The sequence below is a fragment of the Burkholderia seminalis DSM 23518 genome, assembly GCF_902832885.1.
GTDB classification, from domain to species: domain Bacteria; phylum Pseudomonadota; class Gammaproteobacteria; order Burkholderiales; family Burkholderiaceae; genus Burkholderia; species Burkholderia seminalis.
Genome location: NZ_CADFDK010000006.1, coordinates 15654 through 33652, shown reverse-complemented (window position 1 = coordinate 33652; position 17999 = coordinate 15654). Strand labels below are relative to the sequence as shown.

Genomic DNA, 17999 nt, shown 5'->3' with positions numbered 1-17999 from the left:
TCGCGCGGCTCCCTGCCCCGGCGCTTACGGCTTCGTCGGTATCGAGGCGGCCGGACGGTTCGCGTAGAACAGCGCATACGCGACGCCGAGCAGCACGATCCACACGGGCCCGATCACGAGCGCGACGCGCGTATCGGGCGTCAACGCCATCAGCACGACGACCAGCACGAGAAAACCGAGCGCGACGAACGAACCGAGCGGATAGAACGGCACGCGGATCGGCAGGCGCGCGATCTTGTCGGCCGACAGCATGCGGCGAAAGCGCATCTGCGCGATCAGGATCACGCACCACGTCCAGATCGCGCCGAACGTCGACACCGACGTGAGCCACGTGAACACGTGCTGCGGCGCGAGATAGTTGAGCAGCACGCCGATCAGCAACAGCGCGACCGACACGATCACGCCGTACACCGGCACGCCGTTGCGGTTCACGCGGCCGAGCATGGCCGGCGCCTGACCCTGCTGCGCGAGGTTGTAGAGCATCCGCGCGGTGCTGAACAGGCCGCTGTTGCACGACGACAGCGCCGCGGTCAGCACGACGAAATTGATGATGCCGGCGGCCGCCGGAATGCCGAGCCGCGAGAACGTCATCACGAACGGGCTGCCCTGCGTGCCGATCTGGTCCCACGGATACAGCGACATGATCACGAACAGCGCGCCGATGTAGAAAATCAGCACGCGCCAGAACACCGAGTTCACGGCCTTCGTCAGCGACTTTTCCGGGTTGCGCGCTTCGCCGGCCGTGAGGCCGAGCATCTCGACGCCCAGATACGCGAACATCACGATAGGCAGCGCGGCGATCACGCCGTTGATCCCGTTCGGCATGAAGCCGCCGTGCGACCACAGGTTCGAGATGCCGGTCGCGACCCCGCCGTTGCCGATGCCGAACGCGATCATCAGGCCGCCGCCGATGATCATCAGTACGATCGTGACGATCTTGATCAGCGCGAACCAGAACTCGAATTCGCCATACAGCTTGACCGCGATGAAGTTCACCGAGCCCATCGCCATGAGCGCCGCGAGCGCCCAGATCCAGTTCGGCACGCCGGGGAACCACATGTGCATGTAGACGCCGACCGCCGTGATTTCCGCCATGCAGGTGACGATCCACACGAACCAGTAGGTCCAGCCGGTCAGGTAGCCGGCGAGCGGTCCCAGGTAGTCGCGCGCGTAACGGCTGAACGCGCCGGCGACCGGATTGGTGATCGCCATTTCGCCGAGTGCGCGCATGATCAGGAAGATCGCGATGCCGCCCAGCAGATAGGTCAGCAGAATGGCCGGGCCGGCCGTGCGGATCGCGGTGGCCGAGCCCAGGAACAGGCCGACGCCGATCGTCGCGCCGAGCGCCATCAGGTTGATGTGCCGTTCCTCCAGCCCGCGGTGCAACTGGTCTTCTGGTTGTTTCAAGTCCGTCTCCTGGCAGCCGCGAGCGGGCCGCCGTCATTGTGTCGATGTCAATGCGCGACCATTCATGCCTATTTCGGCAACCGAAAACGAAATAATCTCCGCCGTCATTTTCCGAATGAGAAACGACGCGGATACTGCGTCAATCCGATAGGAATCGCCGCGGATTATCCGTATGCTCCGGAGCAATCCGGAAAACGGATCGGGCCTTTCACGGAATACGCCCGTGCGGCCCGTCTGACGCGGCTGTGCGCGTGGCGGGCGACGACGGGATCAATCGCTTTCGGCGTGAACGGACACGCGTCGAATGTGCGCGATCATGCGCACGCAATATGCAGGCGGGATTATAGGGAGGATCGGAGGTTTCGCGCCAGCCGATTTTCGTAAAAATCGCGGCGCGTGAAATCGGTGGTCGGATTTGAATACGCGCGTCACGGCACGCGCATTATTTCGATAACGTCGCCCGCACCGTATATTCGCCTTCGAGCGCGCCGTGATCCGGCCGCACGAAATAACGCGACGAATCCAGATCGGCCGGCAGCGGCTCGACCGGATAACCATGCTTTTCCCACGCATCGAGGCCGCCCTTCAGCGCCCGGATGTTGTGGATCATCTTCTTGCGCTGCATCTTCGCGATCAGACGCTTGGCCGTGGCCTCGTTCGGACACACGCAATAGACGACGATCGGCCGTTTCAGCATTTCCGGGTCGAGCAGGTCCGGCGAATCGAGATCGACCGGCACCGCGCCGGCGATCCGGTACGGCTCGCGCTCGCGGATCGCCTTCGGCCGCGCGTCGAAGATCAGCGGCGGTTCGTCCGACGTCATCATCTCGACGAGCTGCGGCGGCGAGATGCGCACCTGCGCGAGATAGCGGCGGAACTGCACGCGGCGCACCCAGCGGTACAGCAGGAACGTGATGAAGATGGCGAGGAACGCATCGAGGATCGTGCCGCCGCTCGCGCGCACCCACAGCACGAACTGGACGATCTGGTCGTGAATGGCCGCGCCGCCGACCAGCCAGAACGCGGCCCACAGCGATGCACCGGCCAGATCCCAGAACAGGAACACGCCGACGCCGATCGCGGTCGTGCCGAGCAGCGGTGCCGATACGAGGCCGAGGCCGGGCAGGAATTTCGACAGCACCAGCAGCGGCGCACCGTATCTTTCGAATACGTTACGGGCAAAGCGCAGCGTCGTGTCGAGCGACAGCGAGAAGCGCACGAGGCCGTTCAGCAGGCGCCGGCCGCGCGTACGGCCCATGAAGAACCACATCGAATCGGCCAGCATCGTCGCGCCGATCGCCGCCGCGAACATGCTGGCCCAGGACGCCTGCCCCATCGCCGCCATCGTCCCGCCGAGAATCAGCATCGGCACGGCCGGCACCGGCACGCCGAGCTGCGTGATCAACACGCTCGCGAACACGGCCCACGGGCCGAGCGACGATGGAATAGCGATGGGAAAGTGCCACACGGCGGCGCTCCTGGAAAGCATGCGGGCCGCGCGACGGGGGCCGTCGGTACGGCAGTGCAACGGCCACCGCGGCACGTCCGCAGCCGACCACGTGCATCACCGGCATTCTAAACGGGTTTGGCCGCGCTCGCGCGGAACACGCACCGTCGGCACGGGCTTCGCGCCGATGGTTGCACAACCGTGACGGTCACACGTCGGCGCGCGGCGCGAGCCGGGCGACGTGTTCCGCGTAATCGGGAAACGCGGCCGCCAGCGCGGCCGTGTCGGCCAGCTCGAATTCCGCAAACTCGAACCCGGGCGCCACCGTGCAGCCGACGAGCGCGACGTGCTCGGGCGACGCGCAGCGCGCGCCGAACCAGCGCCCGGCCGGCACGACCGCCTGGAACACCGTGCCCGGATGCGTGAGCGGGTTGCCGAGCCGATGAATCGTCAGCCCGTCGCGCGCGTCGAGCACCCACACTTCGATCGGGTCGCCCGCGTAGAAATGCCAGACTTCGTCGGAGCGGATCCGGTGCCACGACGAATACGCGCCGTCGCACAGCAGGTAGTAGATCGCGGTCGACGCGGCGCGTGGCGCACCGTCGGCCGGCCGCACGACCGAATCGGTCGCGCGGTAGGTTTCGCGGAAATAGCCGCCTTCGGGATGCGGCTGCAGATCGAACTGGCGAATCAGGTCGGGGGCGGAGATCGGCATGGCGGATGACGTCGGTAAGGTAGGTAACCGGCATCCGGCGGCCGGCCCGGTTCATCGCCCGTGCGACCGGTTCCAGCCGGATACCCCTGCGTCGATCGCCGCGGCCATGCGCGCGGCGATCGAGCGGACTCCGGTCGATGCTGCCAGAACTGCATGTCGGGATGCAACCGTGTGCGTGCAATCGCGGACCTTCGGGTGCGCGCGATGCGCCGCCAAGGACGTCGAGCGTTTCAGCAGACAGACTGCCGGTGCACGCGCGCTGCCGCGTTCCGTTCGCGGCAGCCCATGCAGTTGCGCCGGACCGCGTGCTACGCCGCCGCCGGCGTACCGGGCTCGTCGTGCCGCACCAGCAGCACGGGCCGGTCGGCCGCGCGCAGCAGCGATTCCGCGACGCTGCCGAGCAGCAGCCGGCGCAGGCCGTGCCGGCCGCTCGTGCCCATCACGATCAGGTCCGCGTCGGCTTCGGCCGCCGTGCGCATCAGCACGGTGGCGACATCCTCGCCGTACGCGTCGAGCGCACGCACGGAGCCGGTCACACGCTGCTGCGCGAGCGCCGCTTTCGCGTCGTCGAGCACCGGCGTCACGGCATCGGTCGCGGCCGCATCGCCGTCGTGCTCGGCCGCGAAGCCCGCGTCGACGTCGACGAGTTGAGGCCGGTGCTCGACGACATACGCGCAGGTGACTTCACCGCCGGACGCCGCCGCGATCCGGATCGCCTCGTTCAGCGCGAGACGCGCGCTCGGGCTGCCGTCGAGCCCGACGAAAATCCGCTTGTACATGGTCCGTCCCTCCGACCGGGCACGCGTCGCGCATCGCGCCGCGGCGGCCCGTTATCGCCAGCCGGCCCGGTGCCGGCTGGCCTGCCGAACAGTCTGCCCCACGTGCCGACGCGCCACTTGACGCGCGTCAAGCGCGGCCGGCGGACTCGCTGCTTCACGCCGCCTGCCGCAATTTCAGGTGACCCTATTACAAAAAATGCGTAAACCGCGCACAATTTCATCTCGAAAACAGACGCTACACGCAACCGGTGCGAGTTTTCCCCGGTTTTGCTGCGCTGCCCGAGTGCCCCGGGCAGCCCGAACAACAGTCATGGCCATTGAATGACCGCCAGTGGAACCCCGACGCGTGACGCCCGAGGGCCCACGCGCCTCCCGACCATGTTACGCCAGCCGCTCGCGGCTGGCGTCGTTGCGCTGTGCGCCGGCGCCCTGCTGTCGCTGTGCGTCGCGCTGCTGGTGCGCGAGCAGTGGCAAGGCGCGGTGCATGCGCGCTTCGAACGCCGCACGACGCACGTGAGCGCGATGCTGCGCCACGAGCTGCAGACCGGTGTCGCCGTGCTCGAAGGCGCGCGCGGCGCGTTCGGTCTCGTCCCGGGCATGACGCCCGAGCAATGGCGCCGGTACGCGGAGACGCTCGATCTCGACAGCGCCCGCTCGCCGGTCCGGCAGATCGGCTATGCGCCGCTGACGCCCGCCGCCCGCGGCGCCCTCGCCGGCGCGAAGCCGTTGCCGGCCGGCCCGCTCGCGGCCGCGGCGCTCAGCGCGCCCGCCTCGAACTCGCCGGTCGTCCGCTTCGGCGCATCCGACGCGGCGCCGCTCACACGCGCGCTGCAGAGCGGCGACATCGCGCTCGGCGTCCACCCGGTCGACGACGATACCTCCCGCGACGCCCGCACGCTGACGCTGTTCCTGCCCGTGACCACCTCGCCGCATGCGGCCGTCACGCCGTCCGGCACGCGCGAAGCCGGCGTCGACGGGGTGCTGTTCGCGGCGCTGAGCCCGCGGCGCCTGGTCGAGCGCGCGCTCGACGCGGAACGCGGAATCGACCTGCGGATGACGGCCGGCGGCGATCCGCGCGCGATCGCCAGCGTCGAGTCGACGACCGACGAAGCGTCGGCATCGCCCGACCTGATGCGGCGCACCGACGTGCTGAATTTCGGCGGCACCGCGCTGTCGCTCGCCTATTCCGCGGACGGCCGCCCGAGCGCGACCGGCGCGCAGCGCGCGGCCGGCACCGTGCTCGCCGCGGGGCTGATCGCGTCGTTCGCGTTCGCGGCGCTCGTCCATGCGCTGCTGCGCGGCCGCGCCGGCGCGGCCGCCGATGCCGGCGCGAGCAGCCGCGGCATCCTCAACGAGGCGCGGATGATGGGCATCATCCGTTCGTCGATGGAAGCGATCATCACGATCGACGAGAAGCAGACGGTCGTGATCTTCAATCCGATGGCCGAGCAGGTGTTCGGCGTGTCCGCGATGGAGGCGATCGGCGCGCCGCTGTCGCGCTTCATCCCCGAGCGGTTCCGCGCCGCGCACGCGAAGCACGTCGACCAGTTCGGCGTGACGGGCGTCTCCGAACGGCAGATGGGCCGCCAGCGCGTGCTGTTCGGGCTGCGCGCGAACGGCGAGGAATTCCCGATCGAGGCGTCGATCTCGCAGATCCGCGACGCGTCGGGCAAGCTCTATACCGTGATGCTGCGCGACATCACCGAGCGGCTGCGCGCCGAGAACGCGCTGAAGCAGTCGCGCGAGGAATTGCGCGAGCTGTCGGCGAACCTGCAGAACGTGCGCGAAGAAGAAAAGACGCGGATCGCACGCGAACTGCACGACGACCTCGGCCAGCAGCTCACCGCGCTGAAAATGGACTTGTCGGTCGTCGAGCAGCAATTGCGGATGCCCGGCCGCGCGCAGCCCGACGCGGGCGTGCAGACGCACCTGCAGGGCATGCGGCGGCTGATCGACGCGACGGTCGCGTCGGTGCGGCGCATCGCGGCCGACCTGCGCCCGGTGATGCTCGACGATCTCGGCCTCGTGCCCGCGATCGAATGGCTCGCGAACGATTTCACGAACCGCTACGGAATCGATGTCGAACGCCACATCGAAACGGGCGGCCTCACGTTCACCAGCGCGGGCGCGACCACGCTGTTCCGCATCGTCCAGGAAGCGCTGACGAACGTCGCGCGTCATGCGGACGCGACACGCGTCGCGCTGCGGCTCGACATCGAGGAAGGCTTCTGCGTGCTGCGCGTCGCGGACAACGGCCGCGGCGCGGCCCACGGCGCGCCGGCCCACGAGGACAAGTCGTTCGGCCTGATCGGGATTCGCGAACGCGCACACATGCTCGGCGGCACCGTGACGATCGACACCGCGCTCGCGCGCGGCTTCTCGATTACCGTCGCATTTCCGCTCAGTACCGTTCAACAGGAAACGCTCATCACATGATCAAGGTGCTCATCGCCGACGACCATACGCTCGTACGCGACGGTCTGCGGCACATCCTCCAGAACGCCACCGGATTCGAGGTGGCCGGCGAGGCTTGCGACGGCCCGTCGACGATCGCGCTCGTGCGCGCGACGCCCGCGCAGGTGCTCGTGCTCGACCTGTCGATGCCGGGCCGCAACGGCGTCGAGCTGATCAAGCAGATCAAGGACGAGAAACCCGCGCTGCGCGTGCTCGTGCTGACGATGCATGCGGAGCAGCAATACGCGGTGCGTGCGTTCCGCGCGGGTGCGTCCGGTTATCTGACGAAGGAAAGCGCGAGCGCCGAGCTGGTCGGCGCGGTCACGAAGGTGGCGTCGGGCGGCGTCTACGTGAGCCTCGCGATGGCCGAGCAGTTCGCGCAGAGCCTGAACGAGCCGGCCGAGACGCTGCCGCACCAGCGGCTGTCCGATCGCGAATTCGACGTGTTCCGGCGGATCGCCGCCGGCCAGACGCTGACCGAGATCGCGAACGCGCTGTGCGTGAGCGCGAAGACCGTCAGCACCTACAAGACGCGAATCCTGGAAAAGATGCAGATGCCGCACGAAGCGGCGCTGGTGCGGTACGCGATGCGGCACAAGCTGCTCGACGAGACGGACGACGTCTAGCCGGCGTATCGCGGGCCCGGCCGGGCCCGCGCCTGCCCTTTACTTGCCGGGCACCGGGCACGCGAGATCGCCTTCCTCGCAGGACAGATAACCCTTCAGCGTTTCGGTACGCACTTTCGTCAGATCGTCGAGGCAGGTCGATACGACCATCGGATACGCGCTGCCGCCCTCCGCGTTCGCGCTGGAGAAACCGCATTCGGCATCGCGGTAGGCAATCCACGCGCGCTGCGCGTTCACGAGCTTGTCGGCGAGCGGCCGCGCATTGCGCAGGCGCGCGGTGACGGCCTGGTAGGTCCGGTTCAGCTCGCCGTCGGATTTCCTGTATGCGCGATCGGCACATGCCGTCATCGCCGCCTGATCCGCCGCGTCCGCACAATTCGCCTGTGCATGGGCGACGTTCGCCAGCAGCGCCAGCGAGCACAACAGACCGGTCAAGACACGCATGGATGCTCCTTGTTGTTCGTTGAAATGCGGAACCCGGTGCCGGGCCGGTTGCCCTGCCGCGCCTCGGCGCGCGGCGACACCGTCCGCGATGCTAGCGCACGCGCAGACGCTTGTCAGCCGGCGCCTTGCATATCGGCCCCGCACGCCTACACTGGAAAATCGATACGCCGTTTCAGGCCGCGCTATCGCATCCATCCCGTCTTCGCTTCCGCCGCATTCCTCAGCGCATTTCGCGTTCGCGACGCCGAGCGGTCGTGACGTTTCGTCAGCCGGTTTCCTCCGCCCAGCACAACGCGCAAGCGCCGTCGCTCCCCTGGAGGAAATCATGAGCTATCACCTGGAAGGCCGTCTGCTCGAGGTCTGCAACTGCCGCGTACTCTGCCCGTGCTGGATCGGCGAGGATCCGGATTTCGGCGTCTGCGACACCATCGTCGCGTGGCACGTCGACAAGGGCACCGTCGACGGCGTCGACGTCGGCGGCAACACGATCGCCGCGGTGTGCCGCGTGCCGGGCAACATCCTGCAAGGCAACTGGACGGCCGCGATCTACGTGAGCGACACCGCATCCGACGCGCAGGAGCAGGCGCTCCTCAAGGTCTATACGGGCCAGGCCGGCGGCCCGATCGCCGAGCTCGCGAAACTGATCGGCAAGGTCGTGTCGGTCGAACGCGCGCCGATCACGTTCGATGTCGTCGGCGCCCGCGGCACGCTGTCGATCGGCACCGACTACCACGCGGAACTCGAACCGTATCTCGGCCCGAGCGGCGCGCAGACGACGCTGGCCGATACCGTGTTCTCGACGGTGCCCGGCGCCCCCGTGTTCGTCGGCAAGGCGCCCGTCTACCGGTCGAAGAACGCGGCGATCGGCATCGACGTCGATCTGAAGAATCACAACGCGCTGCAGAGCACGTTCCAGTTCGACGCATGAATCGCGGCCGCACGTAACCGACCATGGCCGCGCGGCTGCACCGGCGACTGTTTCCGTTCGTGCTCGCGAGTCTCGTCGGATTCGCGTGGGTCACGCTGTGGGCGTGGACGCGCAGCCCGTACGGGCGCTATCTCGAGCACGGCGAGAACGCGTCGTCGTTGCCGTTCAGCACGCTGTGCCGCGCGCTGCCGGGCGGCGCGCTGTGGCTGCCGGCCGCGTTCGACGCGGCCGCCTGGACGCTGATGATCCTCGCGATGATGCTGCCGACGACGCTGACGCTGTTCGACACGTTCTCACGCGTCGTGGCGGGGCGCCCCGACCGCGCGCGGCTGCTCGCACTCGTCGGCCTCGGCTACGTCGCGGCATGGAGCGGCTTCGGTCTCGTCGCGCATGGCCTGCACGCGCTGCTGCTGGCGGGCGTCGCGCACGTGCCGGCGCTGGCGTGGCGCGGCTGGTTGATCGGCGCGGCCGTCCTTGCGCTGGCCGGCGCGTTTCAGTTCAGCGGATTGAAGGCGCGCTGTCTCGAACGTTGTCGCACGCCGCTCGGTTTCGTGATCGGCCACTGGCGCGGCCGCTCGCCGTTGCGGCACGCGTTCGCGCTGGGCGCCAGTCACGGCCTGTTCTGCGTCGGCTGCTGCTGGGCGCTGATGCTGCTGATGTTCGTCGTCGGTGCGGGCAGTCTCGGCTGGATGCTGTCGCTCGCCGCGCTGATGGCCCTCGAAAAGAACGCCGTGTGGGGACGGCAACTCACCGCGCCGCTCGGTGCCGCGCTGTTCGGCGCGGCCGCGCTGATCGTCGCCGGTCACGCGTGAGGCCCGCGATGCGCCCGCCCGCCTCCGCACTCGCGTCGCACGTGCGGCCGGGCGCACGCGCCGCCGTGCTGACGTCGGTCGCGATGCTTGCGTTCGCATCGAACTCGCTGCTGTGCCGGCTTGCGCTGCAGGCCGGCCGGATCGACGCGGCCAGCTTCGGCACCGTGCGCCTCGTGTCAGGCGCGCTGATGCTCGCGCTCGTCGCACGCGCGGGGGCGCGGCGGGCCGCCCAGCCGGCGGACTGGCCTGCGGCGGCGATGCTGTTCGCGTATGTCGCATGCTTCTCGTTCGCGTACCTGACCGTCAGCGCCGCCACCGGCGCGCTGATCCTGTTCGGCGCGGTGCAACTGACGATGTTCGCGGCCGGCTGGCGCGCCGGCGAACGGTTTGCTCCCGCGGGCTGGGCCGGATTCGGCGCGGCGCTGGCCGGGTTGCTGTATCTGGTCTCGCCGGGGCTCGCCGCGCCGACGCCGGGCGGCGCCGCACTGATGACGGTCGCCGGCATTGCATGGGGCATCTATTCGATACGCGGCCGTCGGACCGCCGATCCGGTCGCGGCGACCGCCGGCAATTTCATGCGGGCCGCGCCGCTGGCACTCGCGTTGAGCGCCGCGCTCGCCGGCCGCCTTCACCTGACACCGGCCGGCATCGCGCTCGCCGTGCTGTCCGGCGCGCTGACTTCGGGCATCGGCTACGTGATCTGGTACGCCGCGCTGCGGCACCTGACCGCGATGCGCGCCGCTGCGGTCCAGTTGTCGGTGCCGCCGATCGCCGCGTGCGGCGCCGTGCTGTTCTTGTCGGAGCAGCCGACCTGGCGTCTCGCGCTCGCGTCGGCCGCGATCCTCGGCGGTGTCGCCGCCGTGCTCGCGAGCCGTGCCCGCCATGCGGGCGCCGGGTCGTGATGCCGATCGGCCGCCCCAATGCAAAACCCGCGCACGGCGGACACCGTGCGCGGGTTCAGCGGAAGCGGCCAGTCCGGCACCCTCGCGGGCGCCTGCCGGCTTAGTGGCCGAAGTACACCGACGAGCGATCGGCGGCGGCCGGCACGACCACGCGCTGGCCCGACTGCGACGTGGCGGCGGCATTCGCGCCGTAGCCCGTTGCGTCGGCTTGCGCGCCGGTGTTTTGCGCGGCGGCGATCTTCGCTTGCGCGGCCTGGATGTTTTCCGGGTAGTTCATCCAGTCGTTCGGGTTGTAGCCGGCCTTTTCGAGCTGGACCAGCTCGGCGCGCACTTGCGCGCGCGTCAGCGGCTGCTGGTTCGATTGGGCGAACGAGACGACCGGTGCGGCCACGAGGGCGGCCAGTGCAACTGCCTTGATCAGCGATTTCATGATGCGTTACCTCCAGGATTGTTTTGTCAGGCGCTTCGGACTCGGGGTCGTTGCGCATGAGTAGAAGTCTAGGAGTCGCGGCTATCAGGGTAAATACTTAAATCGCAAATTCACTGTTGACGGAAACCGTACAATCTCGCGGGAATAAGCCGATTCATCAGATGATTATCGGCGTTCGCGCACCGAATACCTCGATGCGCTATCCGCCGTGCGCCGGCCCTCCGTCAGCGCAGGCGATCGGTATCCGCCGACGCCATCAGCCGGTCGAACAGCAGCGCCTTCAGGCGGACCCGGTCGCCGTCGGCGGGTTCGCCGAACGCCGTGTGATGCAGCGTCAGCGCCGGCGTCGCCGGATCGGCATGGACGGCGCGCACCGTGCCGTCGAGCGCCAGCAGCTCGACCCGGTCGGCGGCCGCATACGGGAGCAGCACGCGCAACGGCTCGCCGGTTGCGGCGATCGTCCGGTCGACGGCAATCGACAGCCCGTTCAGGCTGATGTCGCGCACCATCCCGATGCCTTCCGCAGGGTCCGCTCCGCCCGCGCAGCAGGCCGCGATCCGTACCGGCACGCGCGGCTCCGCGCGCGTGCGCAGCCGGTCGACGAAGCCGGGAGGCGACAGGATCATGAACGGCGCGGCCCCCGACGCCTGCACCGCCTCGATCGTCGCACCGAAACGGGACACCGCGGCGCGGCCGATCGCGACCGCCTCGATGTCGTCACCGCGCACGAATTCCAGCACGGCCGCCGGCTGCGGCTCGACGAACAGCGCGCCCGATGCGGCGACGCCGATCAGCCGGCAGCGCTGCAACGCGCGTGTCGTGCCGACCCGGCGGCGGATGCCGATCGCGGCACCCGCCGACAGTCCCATGCGCGTGGCCGGCGGCATCGCGGCCTGCGCGCGCGGATCGGCGTCGGCGTCGCCGCGACGGCGCATGGGCCGGAAATGGTCGAACAGGAAAGCGTGCTGCGCGGCATCGCGCAGTGTCGTGCCGGCCGGCAGCAGTGCGGCGCCGTCGGCATCGTAGAGATCGAAGCCGAGCGGAACGCCGGCGCAAAGATCGTCGCGCGCGAGTGCGACGTAGTCGGGGGAAAGCCGCATCGGAGAGGCGCGGAGCGACCGCGCGAGCTGTCGTGACAACTTGATTACGGCAGCATCGCGCGAAATCTGAACGGCTTCGTTACTGGGAAGCGCCGCTCGCGTCGGGCGCGGACGGCGCCGGCGGCTGCAGTGGCGCGGCGGCAGGCGCCGCAGCAAGGCCCGCGCTGCCGCCGCTCGTCGTGCCGGCGCTCGCCGGCGGCTGCGCGGGCTGCGGTTGGGACGCGCCCGCCGACAACGCGGCGGCCGATGCGGCCACTTCGGACGCCGGCACCCATTCCTCGACGAGACCGCCGGACGCGGCCTCGGGTGCCGATGCGGCCGACGCATCCGAAGCCGCACCTTCGTCGACCTCGGGCGGACGCTCGATACGCTGTGTCCTGACAGGCGCGGACGCCTTCTTCGATTCGGGCGGGAACCACGTGTCGAACAGGTCCGTCACACGCTCGCGCAGCGACGCGAACCAGCCGGGTGACGGCTCGGTATCGAACTTCGCCTTCGCGTCGACGAGGCGGGCGCGTTGCGCACGCTGGAAGAAATCGCCGACGATCGGCAGCGCGCTGTGCGCGCCCTGCCCCCAGTAGTCGCTGCGCAGCGTCACGCGGCCGTCGTCGAAGCCGACCCACGCGCCGGCGACGAGGCCCGGCTGCATCAGGATGAACCAGCCGTCCGCGTTGTCCTGCGTCGTGCCCGTCTTGCCGGCCACGTCGCCGCGGATCCCGAAACGCGTGCGGATGCTGCCGCCCGTGCCGCGCGTCACGACGTCGCGCATCACGCCGAGCAGCGTCTTGTCGGTTTCGGCGTCGAGCGCCCGTTCGGGCGGCGCCGGCGCGTATTCGGCGAGCACCTCGCCCTGGCGGTTCTCGATGCGCGTGACCATCTGCGGCTCGACGTACAGCCCGCCGTTCGCGATCGTCGCGTAAGACGCAACCATCTCCTTGAGCGTGACCGGGCTCGTGCCGAGCGCGAGCGACGGCACGCGTTCGAGCGGGCTTTCGCGCACGCCCATGTCGCGCGCGAGCCGCGCGACCGCGGCCGGCCCGACCTGCTCCATCACCTGCGCGGTGATCCGGTTGCGCGACAGCGCGACCGCGTCGCGCAGCGTCATCGGCTTGCCGGTCGGCGGCACGTCGTCGTTCGGCCGCCAGATCTCGCCGCCCTTCAGCGGGATCTCGACCGGCTGGTCGATGAACGTGTCGTCCGGCTTCATTCCCTTCGCGAACGCGACACCATAGACGAACGGCTTGAACGTCGAGCCGGGCTGGCGCCGCGCCTGCGCGACGTGGTCGAACGGCTCGCGGGTGAAATCGCGGCTGCCGACCCAGGCGCGGATCTGCCCGTCACGCGGATCGATCGCGAGGAAACCCGCCTGAACGTCGGTCTTCGCCTTGCACAGCGCGCGCATGAAGCCACGGTCGGCCGCGAGCAGCTTCATCGCGGCCGCGTCGTCCTTGCCGGCGTCCTGCGCGGCCTTGTACTCGGGCGACTCGCGCATGAAGGTGCGGAACACCTCGTTGTCGGTGCCGCAGCCGTCGCGGCCGCTCCATGCGCCGTTCGCGATGCCCTGCAACTGGTTGCCCTGCAGCGTGAGCGCCTGCGTCGCCATCTGCTGCAGCCGCGAGTCGATCGTCGTGCGCACGATCAGCCCGTCCGAGTAGATGTTGTAGTCGTTGCGGTCGGCCCACGCGATCAACCACTTGCGCAACTGCTGCGCGAAGTGCGGCGCCGGCCCCGGCGGCTCCTTCTGGCGCTCGAAATCGATGCGCAGCGGCCGGCGCTGCAGCTGCGCGAACTGCGCCGGCGACAGCTTGCCGTACTTCACCATCTGGCCGAGCACCGTATTGCGCCGCTGCAGCGCGCGCTCCGGGTTCAGCACCGGGTTGTAGTAGCTGTTGCCCTTCAGCATCCCGACGAGCGTCGCGCTGTCGAGCACGTCGAGCTCGTCGGCCGACTTGTCGAAGTAGGTGCGCGCGGCCATCTCGACGCCGTACGCGTTGTACAGGAACGGCACCGTGTTCAGGTAGGTTTCGAGGATCTGGTCCTTGCTGTAGACCGCCTCGATCTTCAGCGCGGTGATCGCCTCCTTCACCTTGCGGGTGAGCGTCGGCGCGCGGCCGATCTCGTCCGGATACAGGTTGCGCGCGAGTTGCTGCGTGATCGTCGAGCCGCCCTGGCGGCTGCCGGAGAACGTATGGAGCGCGGCCGATGCCGTGCGCTTCCAGTCGAGGCCGTGATGCGCGTAGAAGCGGTGATCCTCGGTCGCGATCAGCGCGTCGACCATGTGCGGCGAGATCTGCTTGAGCGGCACCCACTCGCGGTTGGACGGCTTGAATTCGGCCAGCAGCTTGCCGTCGGCGGACAGCACCTGCGCCGGCTGGTCGACGCGCGCCTTGCGGATGTCGCCGATGCCCGGCGTGAACGGGATCAGCACGACCACGTACGCCACGAACAGCGCCGGCACGGCGGCGCCCGTGAGCAGCACGCCGCGGCGCGTCGGGTGACGGAGATGGCGCCACGCGGTGGCGGCGAGAGGCTTGACCCGCGCCACGGCGGCAGCCGCGACGGGTTGGGCGCGCGCGACCCATCTGGCACAGAAAGCACGCACTGACGACACGTTTCGGCGATTCACGCGGGTGGAGCTCGGCTGAAAAGGCTGCATCGTACCAAACTCGCGCGGCCCCACGGCCGCGGCGGCGTTGCGCGGGCGCGCGCCGCGCGGCTGCGCCCGTGTTGCGCACGCAAAAAAGGCGCGTGCCCCGCAACGGGAACGACGCGCCAAACCTGGTACGACAACCGGGAAACGGCTCGACGGCGGCTGATCGGCGCCGCCGTTCAGCGCACGAGGAAGCCGTAAGTCAGCGGATCGCGCTCGTCGACGATCCAGTTCGCGAACCCGCAGATGTGCGCACTGCCCTCCACCTCCGGAATCACGGCCGGGATGTCGCCGACCGTCGTTTCGCGCAGCACGCGCCCCTTGAAGACCGTGCCGACGATCGATTCGTTGACGAGCGTGTCGCCGGCCGCGAGCAACCCGCGCTGGTACAGCTGCGCGACACGGCCGCCGGTGCCGGAGCCCGTGGGCGAGCGGTCGACCTCGCGATCCGCGAACACGCAGCAGTTCGCCTGCGTCGAGCCCGGATGGCGCGGCGCATTCGCGACGATCGTGCCGTAGATGTGGTTGATCTCCGGGATTTCCGGATGCACGACCGGGTACTTCGCGTTCGCGGCGGCCTTCACTTCCGCGCCGAAGCGGATCAGTTTCTCGACCGCCGACTCGCGCACCGGCAGGTCGAACGGCGCACCGTCGACGTAGAAATAGAACGCGCCGCCGTACGCGATGTCGCCGGTCACGGTGCCGAACGACGGCGTCTCGACCGACACGTCGCGCTGCCAGATGAACGACGGCACGTTGACGAAGCGCACGGGCCCCGCATGCTCGCCGTCCCACCGGACGAAGGCCTCGATGAAGCCGCACGGCGCGTCGATGCCGACCCGCGTTTCCGGCACCGTGCGCTGCACCCAGCCGAGCTCGACGGCGGCGGTCGACAAGGCGATCACGCCGTGCCCGCAATGGTCGCTGTAGCCTTCGTTGTGCACGAAGATCACGCCGAAATCGGCATTCGGCGTGACCGGCTCGGTCAGGTAGCCGCCGTACATGTCGGCGTGGCCGCGCGGCTCGAACATCAGCGCGCGGCGGATCTCGTCGGCGTGCGCCTTGAGCCACGCGCGGCGCTGGACGATCGTGTCGCCGGGCAGGCGCGGCAGCCCGCTCGTGACGATGCGGAACGCCTCGCCGCCCGTATGGACTTCGACGGTGGAAAGGGATCGGGAAATTTTCATGTCGAATCGGATGCGTTGAAACGAAGGACGGCGGCCGCGCCGCCGTCCGGTGGCAAGCGTGGGCGCCGGTTACTTCGCGTACGGCTCCGGCAGGCCGTTGCGGATCACGTAGACGGTCGTCGGCGCGCCCTTCAGGTCGCCGTTCGCGTCGAACGAATAGGTGCCCGCGACGCCCGCATAGTTCGACTTCGCGAGCTGCGCGATCAGCTTCGCCTTGTCGGTGGTCGTACCGGCCTTGACCATCGCGTCGGCGAGCAACTTCATCCCGTCGTAGTAGTTGACGCCATAGACCTGCGTATCGGTGTGATAGGTGTCGTGGTACTTCTTCAGGAACGCGCGTCCGGCCGCCGTCTTCTCGAGCGCGACGCCGCCCTGCGCGCAGTAGACGATCGATGCCGCGTCGCCCGCGACCTTGCCCATGTCCGCCGAGCAGATGCCGTCGCCGCCGAGCAGCTTCGCGCGCAGCCCGCGCTGCTTCATCTGCTTGGCCATCGGCGCGCCCTGCGCCGCATAACCGCCGAGGAAGATCACGTCGGGGTTGGCGGCCTTGATCTTGGTGAGGATGCCGAGGAAGTCGGTGGCCGACGAGTTCGTATACTCCTGGTCGACGATCCGGATCCCGTTCGCCTTCGCGACGTTCATGAACTGCTCGGCAACGCCCTGCCCGTAAGCGGTGCGATCGTCGATCACGGCGGCCGTCTTCGCGTTCAGCGTCTTCGCGGCGAACGTCGCCATCGTGCCGCCGAGCTGTTCATCGCTCGCGCCGATCCGGAAGATGTTCTTGAAGCCCTGCTTCGTCAGCGCCGGGTTCGACGCGACCGGCAGGATCGGCACGCCGGCAGTCGAGTACACGCGCGACGCGGGGATCGCGACGCCCGAGTTGTACGGTCCGAGCACCGCGACGACGCCCTTGTCGACGAGGTTCTGCGCGACCTGCACGCCGACCTTCGGGTCGGCCTGGTCGTCTTCGGAAACCAGTTTGAACGTGACGGCCTTGCCGGCGACCTTGATGCCGGCCTTGTTGAGTTCGTCCACGGCGAGCCGCGCGCCGTTTTCGTTGTCCTTGCCGTTCGCGGCCTGCGGCCCGGTGAGCGGCGCCGAATGGCCGATCATCACGACTTCCTGCGCGTGCGCGGAAGTCAGCGCGCCGGCGGCAACGGCCACCGAGAGCGCGGTAACGAGGTGTCGCATGATGTCTCCTGATTGGTTTTGAGTGAAACCAATGTAGGACACACGTGGTCACATCGCAAGCAATTTCAAAATAATTTCGGAATTTTGGTCATATTTAAGACCAGAATGCATTCGCGCGGATTCGTTCTACTTCGGCGCGATGTCGCGCCGCACGCGGCGGATGTGCTGCTCGACGTAGAACGCGGCCGCATCGGCATCGCCCGACACGATCGCCTCGTAGATCAGCCGGTGCTCGGACACGTAGAGCCGGATCCGGCCCGCGTCGTAGATGCCGTCGTCCTTCAGCCGTTTCCACAGCGGCTGGTCCATCGTCTTCGCGACTTCGTCCGCGATCTTCACCATCAGCGCGTCGCCCGTCATCAGCGCGAGCTGCCGGTGGAACAGCCGGTCGCTCTCGTTCCAGAGCGCGCGCTGGTGCGGATCGTCGACGTCGGTGATGGTTTCCATCTGCGCGAGATAACGCTCGGCACCGGGATCGGCGCGGCCATGGGCGGCCGCGAGACGTGCGATCGCGGGCTCCAGGATCAGCCGGACGTCGAGTGTCGACGTCGGGCTGAAGTCGGCCTCGGACGCCATCGGCGCGTCGCCGCGCCGCGCGAGCACGTCGAGCGGCGCCGCGACGACATAGGTGCCCGAATTGCGCTTCGTGAACACCAGCCCTTCGTTCTGCAGCGCGCCGAGCGCCTCGCGCACGGCCGGCCGGCCGACCTGGAACAGCGCGGCGAGCTCGCGCTCGGACGGCAGGCGCGACTCGGCCGCGTAGCGCCCGGCGCGGATTTCGTCGCGGATCTTCTCGGCTACCTGCTCGTAGATCTGCAGCGGCCGGAAACCGCCTTCGATTGATTCGGGACGCGCGGACATCATCGTATGGCTCCTGCCCGGTCGCGGGCGTGGATCTGGAATGGGTTCGCACTATACCGGAGCGGT

General features: G+C 68.8%; 16 protein-coding genes. 5 read left to right on the top strand and 11 right to left on the bottom strand.

Going from position 1 to position 17999, the window contains the following annotated elements:
• Positions 1-24 precede the first annotated feature (24 nt).
• From HWX00_RS19555 to HWX00_RS19540, 4 genes are all read right to left on the bottom strand, one after another.
• Positions 25-1407, bottom strand: a complete 1383-nt coding sequence (locus HWX00_RS19555) for an amino acid permease (RefSeq protein WP_034191409.1) — start codon at positions 1405-1407, stop codon at positions 25-27.
• Positions 1408-1849: 442 nt separating this feature from the next.
• Positions 1850-2875 carry a DedA family protein/thiosulfate sulfurtransferase GlpE gene (locus HWX00_RS19550; protein WP_034191410.1) on the bottom strand — a complete coding sequence of 342 codons (1026 nt, stop codon included), beginning with the start codon at positions 2873-2875 and terminating at the stop codon, positions 1850-1852.
• A gap of 187 nt (positions 2876-3062) precedes the next feature.
• Positions 3063-3569 (bottom strand): cupin domain-containing protein, encoded by a 507-nt coding sequence (locus tag HWX00_RS19545; protein WP_059556515.1) that lies wholly within the window; start codon positions 3567-3569, stop codon positions 3063-3065.
• A 308-nt stretch (positions 3570-3877) separates the two neighbouring features.
• The gene (locus tag HWX00_RS19540) at positions 3878-4348 is read right to left on the bottom strand and encodes a universal stress protein (RefSeq protein ID WP_034191412.1); all 471 of its coding nucleotides are present in this window, start codon (positions 4346-4348) and stop codon (positions 3878-3880) included.
• A 321-nt stretch (positions 4349-4669) separates the two neighbouring features.
• Between HWX00_RS19540 and HWX00_RS19535 the strand changes: the two genes are divergently transcribed.
• Together HWX00_RS19535 and HWX00_RS19530 are read left to right on the top strand one after the other, a co-directional pair.
• Positions 4670-6784, top strand: coding sequence for a PAS domain-containing sensor histidine kinase (locus HWX00_RS19535; RefSeq protein WP_034191413.1), 2115 nt, complete (start codon positions 4670-4672; stop codon positions 6782-6784).
• The gene (locus HWX00_RS19530) at positions 6781-7428 is read left to right on the top strand and encodes a response regulator (RefSeq protein WP_006483707.1); all 648 of its coding nucleotides are present in this window, start codon (positions 6781-6783) and stop codon (positions 7426-7428) included. Before HWX00_RS19535 ends, HWX00_RS19530 begins: the two co-directional genes overlap by 4 nt.
• A 39-nt stretch (positions 7429-7467) precedes the next feature.
• Here HWX00_RS19530 and HWX00_RS19525 read toward each other — a convergent pair whose 3' ends face one another.
• Positions 7468-7872, bottom strand: coding sequence for a lysozyme inhibitor LprI family protein (locus tag HWX00_RS19525; RefSeq protein ID WP_175027499.1), 405 nt, complete (start codon positions 7870-7872; stop codon positions 7468-7470).
• 325 nt (positions 7873-8197) lie between these two features.
• On the opposite strand from HWX00_RS19525, the gene HWX00_RS19520 reads away from it, so the two are divergent.
• From HWX00_RS19520 to HWX00_RS19510, 3 genes are read left to right on the top strand one after another with little or no spacing between them, the layout of a single operon-like run.
• Positions 8198-8800 carry a DUF1326 domain-containing protein gene (locus tag HWX00_RS19520; protein WP_034191415.1) on the top strand — a complete coding sequence of 201 codons (603 nt, stop codon included), beginning with the start codon at positions 8198-8200 and terminating at the stop codon, positions 8798-8800.
• Positions 8801-8823: 23 nt separating this feature from the next.
• Complete coding sequence (locus HWX00_RS19515; protein ID WP_175027498.1) at positions 8824-9612, top strand: DUF2182 domain-containing protein; 789 nt, start codon at positions 8824-8826, stop codon at positions 9610-9612.
• Between the two features lie 8 nt (positions 9613-9620).
• Complete coding sequence (locus HWX00_RS19510; protein ID WP_051701101.1) at positions 9621-10514, top strand: DMT family transporter; 894 nt, start codon at positions 9621-9623, stop codon at positions 10512-10514.
• Positions 10515-10614: 100 nt separating this feature from the next.
• On the opposite strand, the gene HWX00_RS19505 is transcribed toward HWX00_RS19510, so the two are convergent.
• The 6 genes from HWX00_RS19505 to HWX00_RS19480 form a co-directional block, all read right to left on the bottom strand.
• Positions 10615-10944, bottom strand: coding sequence for a DUF4148 domain-containing protein (locus tag HWX00_RS19505; RefSeq protein WP_034191417.1), 330 nt, complete (start codon positions 10942-10944; stop codon positions 10615-10617).
• A gap of 224 nt (positions 10945-11168) precedes the next feature.
• Complete coding sequence (locus HWX00_RS19500) at positions 11169-12044, bottom strand: PilZ domain-containing protein (protein WP_175027497.1); 876 nt, start codon at positions 12042-12044, stop codon at positions 11169-11171.
• A gap of 79 nt (positions 12045-12123) precedes the next feature.
• A complete protein-coding gene (locus HWX00_RS19495) occupies positions 12124-14700 on the bottom strand; it encodes a penicillin-binding protein 1A (RefSeq protein WP_175027496.1) in 2577 nt (858 codons plus the stop codon).
• A gap of 173 nt (positions 14701-14873) precedes the next feature.
• Positions 14874-15881 carry a trans-3-hydroxy-L-proline dehydratase gene (gene lhpH, locus HWX00_RS19490; RefSeq protein WP_175027495.1) on the bottom strand — a complete coding sequence of 336 codons (1008 nt, stop codon included), beginning with the start codon at positions 15879-15881 and terminating at the stop codon, positions 14874-14876.
• Between the two features lie 69 nt (positions 15882-15950).
• Positions 15951-17072, bottom strand: coding sequence for a branched-chain amino acid ABC transporter substrate-binding protein (locus tag HWX00_RS19485; RefSeq protein WP_175027494.1), 1122 nt, complete (start codon positions 17070-17072; stop codon positions 15951-15953).
• 126 nt (positions 17073-17198) lie between these two features.
• Positions 17199-17936, bottom strand: coding sequence for a FadR/GntR family transcriptional regulator (locus HWX00_RS19480; RefSeq protein ID WP_034191422.1), 738 nt, complete (start codon positions 17934-17936; stop codon positions 17199-17201).
• Positions 17937-17999: the final 63 nt, after the last annotated feature.